Annotated in this window: 11 protein-coding genes; all 11 read right to left on the reverse strand. The window is 37.6% G+C overall.

Annotated elements, in window-relative coordinates; translation table 11 throughout:
* Positions 1 to 185: 185 nt before the first annotated feature.
* Positions 186 to 728, reverse strand: coding sequence for a cytochrome c family protein (locus QME58_11490; GenBank protein MDI6804448.1), 543 nt, complete (start codon positions 726 to 728; stop codon positions 186 to 188).
* Between the two features lie 139 nt (positions 729 to 867).
* The gene (locus QME58_11495) at positions 868 to 2103 is read right to left on the reverse strand and encodes a serpin family protein (GenBank protein MDI6804449.1); all 1236 of its coding nucleotides are present in this window, start codon (positions 2101 to 2103) and stop codon (positions 868 to 870) included.
* Positions 2104 to 2175: 72 nt separating this feature from the next.
* Positions 2176 to 3360 carry a TolC family protein gene (locus QME58_11500; protein MDI6804450.1) on the reverse strand — a complete coding sequence of 395 codons (1185 nt, stop codon included), beginning with the start codon at positions 3358 to 3360 and terminating at the stop codon, positions 2176 to 2178.
* On the reverse strand, positions 3357 to 6437 hold the full coding sequence (locus QME58_11505) for an efflux RND transporter permease subunit (protein MDI6804451.1): 3081 nt from the start codon (positions 6435 to 6437) through the stop codon (positions 3357 to 3359). The genes QME58_11500 and QME58_11505 overlap by 4 nt, the downstream gene beginning before the upstream one ends.
* Before the next feature lie 13 nt (positions 6438 to 6450).
* On the reverse strand, positions 6451 to 7941 hold the full coding sequence (locus tag QME58_11510; protein MDI6804452.1) for an efflux RND transporter periplasmic adaptor subunit: 1491 nt from the start codon (positions 7939 to 7941) through the stop codon (positions 6451 to 6453).
* Positions 7942 to 8493: 552 nt separating this feature from the next.
* A complete protein-coding gene (locus tag QME58_11515) occupies positions 8494 to 10596 on the reverse strand; it encodes a M3 family metallopeptidase (GenBank protein ID MDI6804453.1) in 2103 nt (700 codons plus the stop codon).
* Between the two features lie 389 nt (positions 10597 to 10985).
* Positions 10986 to 11327, reverse strand: coding sequence for a PAS domain-containing protein (locus tag QME58_11520; GenBank protein MDI6804454.1), 342 nt, complete (start codon positions 11325 to 11327; stop codon positions 10986 to 10988).
* Positions 11328 to 11353: 26 nt separating this feature from the next.
* On the reverse strand, positions 11354 to 12154 hold the full coding sequence (locus QME58_11525; GenBank protein MDI6804455.1) for a DMT family transporter: 801 nt from the start codon (positions 12152 to 12154) through the stop codon (positions 11354 to 11356).
* 256 nt (positions 12155 to 12410) lie between these two features.
* Positions 12411 to 13574 carry a hypothetical protein gene (locus QME58_11530; GenBank protein MDI6804456.1) on the reverse strand — a complete coding sequence of 388 codons (1164 nt, stop codon included), beginning with the start codon at positions 13572 to 13574 and terminating at the stop codon, positions 12411 to 12413.
* A 25-nt stretch (positions 13575 to 13599) separates the two neighbouring features.
* The gene (locus tag QME58_11535) at positions 13600 to 13962 is read right to left on the reverse strand and encodes a DMT family transporter (GenBank protein MDI6804457.1); all 363 of its coding nucleotides are present in this window, start codon (positions 13960 to 13962) and stop codon (positions 13600 to 13602) included.
* An 82-nt stretch (positions 13963 to 14044) separates the two neighbouring features.
* Positions 14045 to 14386, reverse strand: a 342-nt coding sequence (locus tag QME58_11540) for a T9SS type A sorting domain-containing protein (protein ID MDI6804458.1), incomplete at its 5' end; no start/stop codon positions are given.

Below are 14386 nucleotides of genomic sequence, written 5' to 3' on the forward strand. Positions count from 1 at the left end.
TTTCTTAAATATACAAAAAAAAGTATTCAATAAGTCAATTTTTGGAACCGCCCTTCTAATATATTAGCAGTTAAAGACTTAGACATTGTTGATAAACACAACAAGGTTTGTCGAATAAATCAACAAAAAAACCGAAGCAACTTTCGTTACCTCGGCTTGATAGAACTAATTTTATGAATAAGAGATTACTTCTTTGGAAGTGAGTGAGCAATTTTTGCCCATGCTTCTTTGAATTTAAATTCTTTGTAAGTTGGACTCTTTTCGTTATGGCAAGTAACGCAATAAGCTTCGATTGCTTTTTCGTCTTTGTATTCTGTCAGACCCGCTTCGATGGCTTTTTTAGCATCTTTCATTATAGCCATTGTTTTATAAGCTGAGCCGGCACCGTGGCACGATTCGCAACTAACACCCTCGGCTTTGTTATATCCTTTATCCAATAATTTTGCATCAGCTTTTGTGGCTGTAACATGGCATTCGAGACATTCTGGACTTTCATTAGCTGCTTTTTTGAGTCCCTTGTCTTTTGCTATTTTTTGTGATGCTTCTGATTCTAAGGTTTTATATGCTTGGGCGTGGCTACTTTTTTCCCAAATCTCCATCATCAAACCCTTTTTTTCGCCTTTATGGCAGGGGGCGCAGGTCTTTGCACCTACAAACTTGTTTTGTGCTAAAACAAAACCACTGACTAAGAACGAAAGAACAATAATTGCGCTGATTACTCTCTTCATAATTTTGATCCTTTTATTTTTATTAGTTTACGTTAAATTGGATTAAATTCACGAATAATATAAAACTATTTTCGCTGAATGTCAACCTGCCTACTCAATTTATCCAATAATCCATCAATCATATTTATTTTCTCCTGTATTACAACATCGGCTCAACAATTTTTCCCATAAATAACAAACTATTAGAATGATTATCCCGGATTACAAAGAAAAACGGACGGTCAACGCGCATAACAAAGCTTTCTCGAATGCTTGTAACTCCGATTTCCACAGATGTTACTGCGGCTGCCTCTGTACCTTCTTCGTTCACATCGACAAAAGTTTTGTGCAAAACATTTGTGATATGTAAATCTCCAACTTTACTGATATTAGTAAAATTGGCACGCCTATAATCAAACGCTATCTCCATTCCCATAGCCCGAAGGACATCGTTCAAAGATTTTTTAAATTCAATTTTATATTTTGGCAAGAAAAGGTCGCCTTCTTTTATTCTAAGATTTTGTATCCAACTATGCCATTTAATCTCAGTTATCTCATTCACAAACTGATCGATATTTTTATTTTCTTTGGGTAAGGCGATAGTCATACTGAATTTATTATCACCGTAAGGCAAATCAATCATCTGTAATTGTTCGTCTTCATAATATTTGAAATCGCCCGATATGTTCATCATCTTACAAGTTTTCTGTGAACCATCAGGCAGTGTGAATTTATTATCTTTAGTTTGATTAGGATCGAATTTATAAGTCCAATTACCTTTAAAATAGATTGCATTAATCAGATACATTACTACTAAATCAGGAATGGGGTCAGGGACTATCGATTTAATTTTACCATTTGTATTCTGATCGACCCATGTGTTGATTATCTGTGCCGCATTCGTTTCACGAAAATCCAAACCAGAAACTAGAGCATTAAAATATTTTTTATTAACATCTATGAAATCTTTTTCAACAGGAAGGTCGTTACGATGCCATATCGAATTAGCGATTTTGAAAATAACATTTGGATCAAGATCGATGAGTAACCCCATCAAGCTTTGATAATTCTGGTTTATTTCATCCGGAGATAGGGTCGAAAAATTGAGTGTGTTTTTTATCGAATCAAAAGTGTTTCCCGACGCACCGTTTAATGTCATTCCAAGTGCATACGAAATACTCAATGGCGAGATAAAAACATTTTTGTTAAGTTCAGTTTTGTTTACTTGATTTAGGATTTTAAAACTAAAGCTGTTCACCGAATTAACAAGTGCAGTTTCCTTCTCGTTCAGTTGGCGTGGTGGTTCATTGCCTTTGTTTTGTGTTAGGGCGTGAGAACAACTAATAATCAGCAAAAACATCAACAATAAATTTAATTTGCCATATATTTTATTCATAGTGCAATCTCCTTTCCGTGAAGCGGATTGTTATATTTTCTTTATGAAAATTAAACAACTTGTGTATGAAAATCAATATTTATTTTCATAACGTAAAAGTTTGGCAACTGAAATATTGTATTCTTTTTCTGTTTGAAGATAGTCGTCGATTATTTTGTAGGAATACGATTTCTCTAGTAAATATTCAACAAATGATATCTGCCCGACCTCAAGCAACTGGTTTATTACTTCTCGATTGTTTGAAGTTTTTAAAATGTTTTCAGTATCATCCAACACCTGCTTCAAGACAAGAGCCCTGTTGTATAATTTCCCGAGTTCAGTTTCTGATTTAATTTTATACGCTTCCAAACTGCTTGCGCTGTATATTGTATTTAGTTTTTGATGTTGAATAGTATTTGTCCCTTCCCACAACGGAATTGTAATTCCTAAATGAAATCCTTGTAAACTCTGATGCAATACTTTTTCTGAACGATAACCGAACTCGAACTTCGGTAACCAATTCGCCTTTACTTCTTTGAGTTGCAGTTTATTTATTAAAACATCACTTTCAAAGAATCTTAATAAAGGATTGCTTTGTTTGAATGTTTTTGAAACTGTATCATAAGTAGGTAATTCTTTGGGAGACGGATATGATGTTTCGGTAAAATCAAAGTCCTCTCCACCGGTTAATTCTTTTAATTCCTGTAGAATATTATTTCTTTCTGTTTCATTAAACCGAAGCTCGTTTTGAGCAAACAATAAATTCAATTTTGCCTTATTCAGGTCAACAACGCTCACATCGCCGCTGTTAAATTTTTGTTGGTATAATTGAAAATATTTTTCAGCATTATGTAATCGTTGAGTTAACTCGATTGCACGTTTGTTCAGATAGATATGCTCATAACAAACAAGTTTAGCTTGGAGCAGAATATCGTTCGTGAAATATTTTTGTTCGTACCCGGTTTTTGCACTTTGTTGATTTGCTATTTGTTTTTTGTAATAATAAACCATAGGAAAATCGAACGATTGTGTAATGTTAAATTCAATCTGATTACCTATGTCTTTCGGGCTCCCCCACAGATAGTTGTATTCAACTTCAGGATTTTTCGGATATAATCCCGTGCGATACGAAAGTTTTTTTGCATCACTAAAATGTTGATTTGCAATAATTGCTTTATTATTTTTTGAAACCGATTTTAATAAACTATCGGTTTGGTTTTGTGCAAACAAAACAAAAGTTACACAAAGATTGATCGTTAAAAAAAATAGCAGTTTCATAATAATTTCTTTCGATTAATGAGAAAATAAATTACCGGCACAACGTAAATATTCATTAACGTTGAACTCAACAACCCGCCCAAAATAACAACAGCCATCGGACTTTGAATTTCGTTTCCGGGTTTATCGCCTGCAATAACTAACGGAACCAACGCAAGCGCTGCAGTTAAGGCGGTCATTAATATCGGGTTTAATCGTTCAAGCGAACCTTCCATAACAATCTCATATAAATTCTTGCCGGCTTGTTTCAAGTGTTCATATCGCGAGACTAATAAAATTCCGTTTCGAGTCGCAATGCCAAACAGGGTAATAAATCCGATTATGGCGGGAATGTTTAAAATTCCTGAAGTAAAAAAGACAGTCAACACACCGCCAATCAAAGCTAATGGTAAATTTAGTAAAATAACTCCGGCAACAACTGAATTTTTAAATTCGTGATACAGAAGAAAAAAGATAATGAAAATTGCAAGGATTGAAGTAATTAGTAAAATAGTTGTAGCACGCTGTTCGCTTTCGAACTGACCACCGTATTCGATACGATAATTTTCCGGCATCGTAATATTATTGCTGATAGTATTTTGAACATCTTCTACCACACTTCTTAAATCGCGACCAGATACGTTCGCAGATACTACTACTTTTCGCTGAACATTTTCTTTGTTGATCGTATTCGGTCCGACTGATGAAACAACATCAGCAACAAAAGATAGCGGTATTTTACCATTCGGTGAATCGATGAGTGAATTTTTGACCGCAGTTATGTTGTTTCGATGCTCGTCGTTGTATCGCAATACTAAGTCGTAGCTTTGAGAACCTTCATACACATCGGCAACTTTTTCGCCCGCAAATGCGACATCAATAAATTCTGTAAATTCCGAAATCGTGATACCATAAAATGCCAACATATCGCGCTTGGCTTTTATCTGCAACTGTGGAATTTTTACCTGCGGCTCTACATTTAAGTCCACCAATCCTTCTATATTCTCGATACTTTTTTTAATCTGGTTTGCGATATTAAACATCTTATCTAAATCAGCGCCGAATATTTTGATGGCGAGGTTGGCGCGGGTTCCCGAAAGCATGTGGTCAATCCTGTGCCCGAGTGGTTGTCCGATGGTTGTGTTAATCCCACGGATTGCTGCAAGTTTTGTTCGCATTTCTTCAAGCAGCTCATTTTTTGAACGATCTTTGAGAACGAACGGAACATCAATTTCCGATGAATAAGTGCCCTGTGCATGTTCATCCATTTCGGCGCGTCCGGTTCTGCGTGCCACATCTTGTACTTCCGGTATCGAAAGCAAAGCTCTATCAACTTGTGATACTATTTCATTTGAAACATCAAGCGAAATTCCGGGTTTGCTCACTGCGCTAATTAAAAACGAACCCTCGTTAAACTCCGGCAGGAAACTTCGCCCGAGTGTAAAAAATATTACCAACGAAACAGCTAACATAACTGCCGCGCTGTTTAGTAATACTTTTTTCCGCTGCATTATTTTGGTTAAACTTTTCTTATATGCAGCATTTAATCTTCCTGATAGCCAACTCTGGTTTTGCTGACGTAAAAGATGTTTCTCGTCGGTTAACAAATAACTGCACAAAACCGGAGTAAGTGTAATAGCAACAATAAGGGATGCAAAAAGAGAAACTATAAACGAAATACCTAATGGCTGAAGCAGTTTGCCTTCCATTCCACTTAAAAAGAAAAGAGGTATGAATGCCACGATTATAATAAAAGTCGCATTCATGATTGAAGCTCTGATTTCTATCGATGCTTTATATATTAGTGTTAATGTGTTTTCTTTTTCGTTGTCGGGCTTTCGGGCATTCTCTTTTAAATATTTTAGAACGTTGTAAACATCTATAATGGCGTCGTCAACCAATGCACCGATTGCGATAGCCATTCCGCCAAGCGACATTGTGTTTATGTTTAAACCTAAAAATTTTAGTGTGATGATAGCAACCAACAGCGAAAGTGGCATTGCAATTAACGTTATTGCGGTTGTGCGAAAGTTCATCAGAAATAAAAACAAAATAATGGAAACAAAAATACCCCCTTCAAGCAATACTTTTTGAACATTCCTCACCGAAGTGTTTATGAAATCGGCTTGCTTGTAAATTTCTGTATTTATTTTTACTGAAACGGGTAATGTTTTTTGAATATCAGCTATTGTATCATCAAGTTTTTTAGTAACCTCAACCGTGTTGATATTTGGTTGTTTCAGAATTGTTATGATAACAGCCGGTTTCCCGTTTAAGAATCCTGCACCAATTTTCGGAGCCGAGCCGATTTTAACTTCAGCAATTTCTGAAATCCTGATGGGCTTATTGTTTTTAAGTTTTACAACCGAATTTGCAATTTCATCAACATCCGTTGTCCTTCCTATGCCGGTTATTATATATTCGTTCCCATATTCGTTTAAAAATCCACCGGCTGAATTTTGGTTTGTCCCTTTGGAAGCGTTCAACAATTCAGTCAACGATACATTGAAATATTTCATCTTAACCGGATTTGCGAGTATCTGATATTGTTTGTAATCGCCGCCGGTCACGTTCACATTTGCTACACCCGCAATCGAAAGCAAGCGCGGCTTTATTTGCCAATCGCTGATCACACGTAAATCCATCGGGCTAACGCTATCGGAACTTACAGCGACTGTCATAATCTCGCCCATAATCGACGACTGAGGTGCAAGCATCGGTGTGCTGACTCCTTCGGGAAGTTTTCCTGTAACTGATGCGATTTTTTCGTTTACAATCTGCCGTGCTAAAAATACATCCATCCCCCATTCGAACTCAACCCACACTACCGAAAATCCGGCGGACGATGACGATCTGACACGCCGAACATTAGTAGCACCGTTCACGGCAGTCTCGATTTGAAATGTTACCAAGCGTTCTACTTCTTCAGGCGCCATTCCATGACATTCGGTTAGCACCACAACAGTAGGCGAGGTTAAGTCGGGCAGAACATCTATTTCCATTTTTACGGCAATGTACGACCCGGATATCAGTACTAATACTGCTAATACAACAATCAACAAGCGATTGTTTAATGCGAATTTAATTATCGTGTTCATAGTTATCCGTTTCTTAGTGTGTATGACCGTGTAATGGCAAACTTCCGGCAAGTGAAGCTAAGCGGATTTGATGAGCGCCCTTCGTTACCACCCGTTCGCCTTTTGCAAGTCCATCTTCTATCTGATAAAATATTCCGTCAGTCCCACCGATTTTTACCTCTCGCTTGGTAAAACTTTCCCCCGAAATCTGGAGATATAGAAAAAATATTCCTTGTTCTTCTAATAGTGCTGATTTGGGAACCATCAGCGCTTTCTGCTGTTGATTTATTTTTAGAAATACTTCGACAAACGTGCCTTCGAGAATTTCACCGTTGTTCTCAAATTCAAAATAAACGTGTGTGAAAAAATCGTTTTCATCGACTTTATGACTTGTTGATATTAGTTTTCCCTTCATATCGTCTAAAGTATAAACTTTTTCGCTGTAGGGTGTTTTAAAATTGCACGAGAATACTTTCTTTAATTTCGGATACATATTTGCGAGCATTTCAGCTTTCAGCGCCATTTTACGGCTACTGCCAACTATTGCGATGATTTGCCCTGCTTCAACATACTTCCCCTCCTGAACGAAGACCTCTTTAACGAATCCGCTTTGTGGCATCGTAATTTTGATGCCATCATCGGAATAATTGTTTGCAAAAGAATAATAACTTACTGAATCGTTGAGGTAATCCGTTTTTATTTCAATAAATTCTTTTTCAGATATTGCTTTGGTAACGATTAATATTTCAGCCCGTTGGTAAGCGGCTCTACTTTTTGCAAATTGATTTTTAAGTTCGTTGAAACGAGATGTAACACTGCCTTCAGCCAAACCTTCACCCGAAATATTGCAAAGTGTAGTCCCTGCTAAAATATTTTTCCCTTGGATAAGATTATTTCCATTTAGAGTTATTATTCCATTCGATTTAGCAGTTATTATTGCCTCGCTTCCTGCGGCTGGGAGTATTTTGCCTGAAGTCTTTATAACTTCAAAAAAAGAGACTTCCTCTACAATCTTTGTTTCAAAATCAATATTCCACGCCTGTTCTTTAAGAAACGTAATTTCACCTTGTGGTTGGTCGGAAGGATGTTGATTTTTTGCGGTGGTCTCATCTGCGAAAACCATGATACTATCGATGGTAAAGACATCGGTAACGTTTTTAGTTTCGATAGTAAAAATTAACTGGTGCAAACCGCTGTGTTTGGGTGTTAATGCGATGTTGAAGATTCCGGGTCTCGCGGGCGTATTAGCAGTTTGGCTAATTGTTAGATCGCTGTTGATTAATTCGAGTTTTAATTTGCCTTCAATTATCGGTTTGTAATTTTGCAGATTGTTAAAATGCGACAAAAAATTACTTTCGTTCCCGACAACCAATGGGGTGAACTCCACAAACAGTTCGCTGTGAATACCGAACATCGTAAACGAAACAGTTTCGATACTTATTTCATCATTCTGTTTATAATCTTGTTTACAACCAACCAAAAAAATAAAAATAATGATAATGCCAACGTAAAATTTAGTTTTCATAAAAATATTTATCCTAATTATTTAAAAAAATGAATAGCACATTTAAACTGCAATGAGTTTAAAGCTTCTTAGAAGAATGTATTTGTTAAAACGAAATCAGGATAACTCAGGCGGGGCTCGTAAATGCAGCGACGATGCGAAGAATTTAGAGATGTAACTATTATCGTGAGGTTTTAGATAATAGTTTAAAAATTGTAAACTAAAATTAGAACAATAAAAAGATTGAGGAATAAAATATTGGTTCGAGGTTACTTTTAAATATGGTTGATGTGTATGAAGTTGGTTTGATTTATGATCTCCATTACAAGAATGAAAAGCTGCACCTACTTCACACTTATTTTGATTATTCTGAAGAGTGTCATTGTCGTGTTGATGATAATGTGGGACGAAAACATGGATAATCGTCCAAAAATAGGCGGCAAGTAGCCATAAGTGAATATTTTTCTTTTGAAAAATCATCAACCTGTAAAACTTATGTGTAAAATAATAATCAACATAAATATGAAACCTCTATCAAGAGGGTTGTTTAATATAAGCAACCCTCTGCAGGATTCAAAACAGGTTTTTATTCAACCCTCGTTTCTTCAACAGCGGTTCAATCTTAGGTTCGGCACCGCGGAATTTTTTGTAAAGCGTCATCGGGTCATCAGTACCACCGGTTTCAAGAACGTATTTTCTGAAAGCTTGTGCAGTTTTACTGTCAAACAAACTTGTTTCTTTGAATGCCTCGAACGCATCCGAATCCAACACACCCGACCAGATATAACTGTAATATCCAGCCGAGTATCCGCCCGAAAATATATGCTGAAAGTTCGTGCTGCGATATCTTGCTATAATCTCAGGCATCAACCCGATTTTATTCAGGGAATTGTTCTCGAAAGTCGTTACGTCAACATCGTGAGCTTCAGTGAGAGTGTGATAATCCATATCCAAAAACGAAGCAGCAAGATATTCTACTGTTTCAAAACCTTGATTGAACAAACTTGCATTTTTAATTTTCTCGATTAAGTCCTGCGGAATCGGTTCACCGGTTTTATAATGCCTTGCATACATATTAAGGACTTCAGGTTCTGCTGCCCAGTTTTCCATAATTTGAGACGGAAGCTCCACAAAATCTCGCGGTACTGAAGTTCCCGAAAGTTTATTGTAAGTTGAATTCGAGAGAAGCCCGTGCAATGCGTGTCCGAGTTCGTGGAACAAAGTATTCAACTCATCGAAACTCAACAACGATGGCTCATCCGCTGTTGGTTTCGAAAAATTTCCAACATTAGTGATAACTGGTGTAACTTCTACTCCGCCTTCACGCGATTGTTTCCTGTACGCACCCATCCAAGCACCGCCCCGTTTGCTTGCACGCGGGTAGTAATCGGTATAAAGTATTCCGATATGTTTTCCGTTTGCCTCTTTCACTTCAAATACTTTTACATCTTCGTGATACTTTGGAATGTCAGTTCGTTCGAGAAATTGTATTCCGAAAAGTTTACTTGCTACAGCAAAAGCACCATTACGGACATTTTCCAATTTGAAGTAAGGTCGTAATAATTCGTCATCGAGTGCATATTTTTCTTTCTTCACTTTTTCGGCATAGTACCACCAGTCCCAAGCTTCTAATTTAAAATTACCGCCTTCTTTATCAATCATTGCTTGAAGTTCCGCCGCTTCGTGTTTTGCATTCCGTAGCGCAGGTTCCCAAAGTTGGTTTAATAACTTGTAAACATTTTCGAGATTTGCTGCCATACTTTTTTCAAGAACAAAATCAGCGTGAGTTTTATAACCGAGTAAATTAGCTTTTTCGATTCGCAACTTTACGATTTTCGAGATTATTTCTTTATTATCTAACGAGTCGTTATTATCACCGCGATTTACGTATGCTTTAAAAATTATTTCTCTGAGTTCCCGCTTGGGTGAATACTGTAAAAATGGTATGAAGCTCGGTTTCTGAAGGGTAAATACCCACTTGCCTTCCTTCTTTCTTTCTTTTGCAGTCTCGGCAGCGCCTGTTTTAACGGCATCGGGTAAACCTGTTAAATCTTCCTCTTTATCAATAACTAATTCGAATACGTTATTCTCTTTCAACAAATTTTCGCCGAACTTTAATGTAAGTAGGGAGAGTTCCCCGTTTATTTTTCGAATTTTTTCTTTTTGCTCATCATTTAAGTTAGCGCCCCCACGCACAAAATCTTTGTAATATTCCTCTAACAGTTTATTTTGTTCAGTTGATAATTTAAACTTCTTCTTGTTTTCGTAAACTGATTTTACCCTTTGAAATAATTTGGGATTCATATTGATATCATCGAAATGCTTTGATAACAACGGAGCTACTTCCTTAGCAATCTTCTGGATTTCATCATTTGTGTTTGCAGAATTTTGAAGATAAAACATATTACTAACTTTGGTAAGTAACGTGCCGCTCGCAGCTAATTTTTCAATTGTGTTTTTAAAATTAGGTGCTTCGTTATTATTTACTATTGCTTCGATTTCGCTTTGCTGCTGTTTCATCCCCTCTTTGAATGCCGGCAGATAGTGTGATTCTTTTATCTTATCGAACGGCGGAGTTTGAAATGGTGTGTTATATACACTGTAAAACGGATTCTCCTCTTGCGAAAAACAAAATGCAACTGCGCTGAAGATTAATAATACTAAAAGTGTTTTCATTTGTTAAAGTTCCTTTTAAAGATTTATAGTTCATAAAAGTATTTTATTTACTGAAGTTACGCAGAATTGACTTTTTGTCATGTTGAGCGAAGCGAAACATCTAAAAATAGCCTGAATTTGAGGTTTCAGATTCTTCTCCCGCTCTACGAGCGGGATCAGAATGACTCTTTTGCGTAACTTTAGTTATTTATTTAAATATATGCAAAATATTTTATTATCAAAAACATCAGTGATTTTCTCTATCAAGTTAAATTTCTTCAATAAGAATCCATTACTCCATCATTCCATTTCTCCATTTTTCCGTTTCCCCGTTTCCCCGTTTCCCCAATTCGCCGTTTCTCAGTTTTTCCACTGGATTTAGTCTTTCGGAAATTCCAATAGTAATCCGGTTACCTCCTAATAAAGTGCGGCATTTCGAATGGAATTTCAAGCGATAATTCTACAAAACCTTTATAATTTCCGTTTTCATACCATGGTGCTTGAAAAATTAATTTCTTCTTTCCGTTCTTTTCGATAGTATATATATTCTCTGTTTGTTGTTCGATCATCTGTTTTAGCTTCGTTCGAGACGGTTCAGGGTGGCAGTCGAATAAATTTTTGCCAATTAATTCTGAGCCCCCATCTTCTTTAAATGTATCGATAGCTTTATCGTTCATTTCTATAATTACTCCGTTGCTGTCGCAAACGGTTATTGCCGAGTTTATTTCTTTCATCCAATTATTTATTTTCATATTATTTCTTCTTTTTTAGAATGTTATCATCTTGCAAACCAGACTCCGATTATCGTTACAGCAGCACCTGCAAATTGAATCGGTAAAACATATTCATTTAATGTAAAGTACGAAATTATAAACGCCAGTACAGGTACCAGATTATTGTAATTGGCTGTACGACTTGGACCTATTTTTTTAATACCTCGGGACCATAAATAATTTGCAGTAGCAATAGCAAAAATTCCAGACGCAACAGCAGCAAAATAATATAATAATTTTACAGAACCCCAATCCATTGTAACCGCCGAAGGTAACGAAATCAGGGAAAGACCGATTGAACCAACAAGGGTCATTATCAGAGCAAGTTGCAAAGTTGAATATTTTGCTAACATCGGTTTCTGTAAATTAGTATGAAGTGCCCAAAGCATCGCTGCTGCCAAACAAATCAAATCGCCCAACATAGCGTAACTTCCGATTTCTAACTTCTTTCCGCTGCCCAAAATAATTAAAAATATTCCCGTCAACGAAAGTGCCATTCCAATAATTGTTTTTTTTTCGATTCTATTTTTTTGGATACGTGCTTGAAATAAGAGAGTCCATAGCGGTGCAGTAGAAAGTATAACAGCCGCATTTCCCGCAGTTGTAATTTTCACTCCCGAAATAAAAGCTACCTGATAAAGGACATTTGCAATCAAACCGATGCCAATTAATTTTAACCAATCTTTTGGTTCTACTTTCGTCCATTTATTTTTTGTTAAAAATAAGCCACCCAACAATGCGGCAGCAGTTACAAATCGTATAGCATTGAAGACAAAAGCATCTAAACCCAAAATTCCAAACTTAATTATCGGGTAGTTAGCGGCTCAAATGAAAGCGACAAACATTAATGATATTTCAGTTTTTCGTTCAGTAGTAATTTTAATCATTCTGTCTTACACCGTGTCCGGATTTCGTTTTGATTATTCGTGATGATTCGTTTGCTTTTTGAAATCGCTTGCCCAAACCTACAATCCGTTTCCCCTCGATCTCATCACTGAGTTTTTGAATTTGCTCAAATGTCGAAATTCCTTTTGTTGCTGTTAGCTGCAGATGGCAAAGACATCAAAAGGGCTGAAACCCTTCCCACATTGTTGGAACGATGATGCTCTTGGTCTGCACAAACTTTCGCCACGAAGAGTCAAATGTAGCAAGATCTCCACCCAGTACATTCTGAACGTTGTCGCCAAGATTTGGACACAATTGAAATGCTCTGCAGAATTTCTGGAAGGTACTCTTGTCAACTGTATGATAGAGAAAATTGAGAAAGCTGGCAGTATAGGCATAACTTTCGTTCACAGGTCTCTTCCAAAAATCTGCATATACCTCTGCCAAGGGAGGTACTTTTCCTTGACTCATGCGAGCCTGTACAGCTTTCTCAAAGACACTGAAAGGTAATCCACCTGTTCCGAAAAACATCGTTGCCAATCCTTCCCGAATAAAACGTTCATTCAAAGGATCAGCGCCAAACTCCTTTGTATCGGCGAGCAACACGTGAACCATTTCGTGCTGCATAAGATTGCAGGTAACGTCGATTTGTTGATTTATGCTCATCGACGATTTGGCGATGTCAGAGATGACCATGTTATTCATTGGAATGCTTCGCCCCGGTATTGAGCCGAGATAATTGAGTACACTCGCAGTGCTGTTCACAAGATAGAGTTTCATGTTGTTACGTGGTGGTACCCCGAGCATCTTCTGAACTACGGTTACAGCGGAGTCTGCCGCTTTAATGATTGATTTGCCGTATGAACAAGTATCGAGGATGAAAATGTGCCCATACTGAAACGGTATAGGTTGATGCCCCTTTGTTAATATGAAAAGTAGATTGGCAAGCTTCGGATCTCCGTTCTCATTGATAAACCAACGATTCTCGGTGATTTGTTGAGTGCCCATTTGATGTTCGAGTTCCAGCCGGCAGAATTCACCCATGTCGGTAAAGCTGGTTACAGTTGTCGTTGCATTGAAGTAGATGGGCATGAACATGGAATCCATTGGAGACGCAAGGACAAGATCATAGACTGGATAGCGCCGCTTGTCCTCTGTGTTCCAGAATTGAGCCGCACCGATGGCATCTTTTGACTTCAGTGCGGATACATATCCATTGTACACACTCAGCACAACGGATGAATCGAATCTTTGAAGTTGTGGGAATGCACGAAAAGTTCCACTCAATGAAGCGAGAAGGATAAAGCAAAGTATAACTCGTCGCGTCGGTTTTGTTTTCATTTTGGGTATCCTTTTTAGTATGTTATTATTTTGCAAACCAGACTCCGATTATAGTTACAGCTGCACCTGCATATTGAATCGGTAAAACATATTCATTTAATGTAAAGTACGAAATTATAAACGCCAGTATAGGTACCAGATTATTGTAATTCGCTGTACGACTTGGACTAATTTTTTTAATTCCTTTCGACCATAAATAATTAGCAGTAAGGATCGCTAAAATTCCGGACGCAACAGCAGCAAAATAATATGAATATTTTGCTAACATTGGTGTTTGTAAATTAGTGTGGAGCGCCCAAAGCATAGCTACTGCCAAACAAACCAATTTCCTGTGGCTGGAGCCGCAAACTCCGCCGAAGGCGGACGGCAAAAGCAATGGAGCGAACACAATAATTTTTCTTTTGCCGAAGGCATGGCTTCGCCATAAAACGAGTGAGCGAGGTAATGCCTGCTGTCAACCGCAGTTGCCCTTACCTGATTAACATAAGTTTCTTGGTCTGGACAAAGGAACCAGCTTGTCCCGAAGGGATGGCATTTGCCACAAGGCGATAGTAATACACGCCGCTCGGGAGATTGTTCGCATCGAATCGAACGGTTTTATACCCTGCTTCTTGAACCTCGTTCACCAATGCAGCCACTTCCTGACCAAGCGTGTTAAACACTTTGAGCTCGACTTGTGCATTTTCAGGAAGCGCATAGTTAATTACGGTCGTCGGGTTGAACGGATTCGGGTAGCTACCGATGGAAAATGTCTCTGGAATTTCCTTCGCCAACATTATCTCCTTGCCGCTCGCATTGTTCATCTCTGCCTG

This window comes from Bacteroidota bacterium (genome assembly GCA_030017895.1).
In the GTDB taxonomy this organism is placed as follows: Bacteria; Bacteroidota; Ignavibacteria; order UBA10030; family BY39; genus JASEGV01.

Excerpts from the sequence above, each read along its gene's own strand:
- QME58_11490 (MDI6804448.1), bottom strand. The coding sequence starts at position 728 with ATGAAGAGAGTAATCAGCGCAATTATTGTTCTTTCGTTCTTAGTCAGT.
- QME58_11515 (MDI6804453.1), bottom strand. The coding sequence starts at position 10,596 with ATGAAAACACTTTTAGTATTATTAATCTTCAGCGCAGTTGCATTTTGT.
- QME58_11510 (MDI6804452.1), bottom strand. The coding sequence starts at position 7,941 with ATGAAAACTAAATTTTACGTTGGCATTATCATTATTTTTATTTTTTTG.
- QME58_11495 (MDI6804449.1), bottom strand. The coding sequence starts at position 2,103 with ATGAATAAAATATATGGCAAATTAAATTTATTGTTGATGTTTTTGCTG.
- QME58_11520 (MDI6804454.1), bottom strand. The coding sequence starts at position 11,327 with ATGAAAATAAATAATTGGATGAAAGAAATAAACTCGGCAATAACCGTT.
- QME58_11500 (MDI6804450.1), bottom strand. The coding sequence starts at position 3,360 with ATGAAACTGCTATTTTTTTTAACGATCAATCTTTGTGTAACTTTTGTT.
- QME58_11505 (MDI6804451.1), bottom strand. The coding sequence starts at position 6,437 with ATGAACACGATAATTAAATTCGCATTAAACAATCGCTTGTTGATTGTT.
- QME58_11530 (MDI6804456.1), bottom strand. The coding sequence starts at position 13,574 with ATGAAAACAAAACCGACGCGACGAGTTATACTTTGCTTTATCCTTCTC.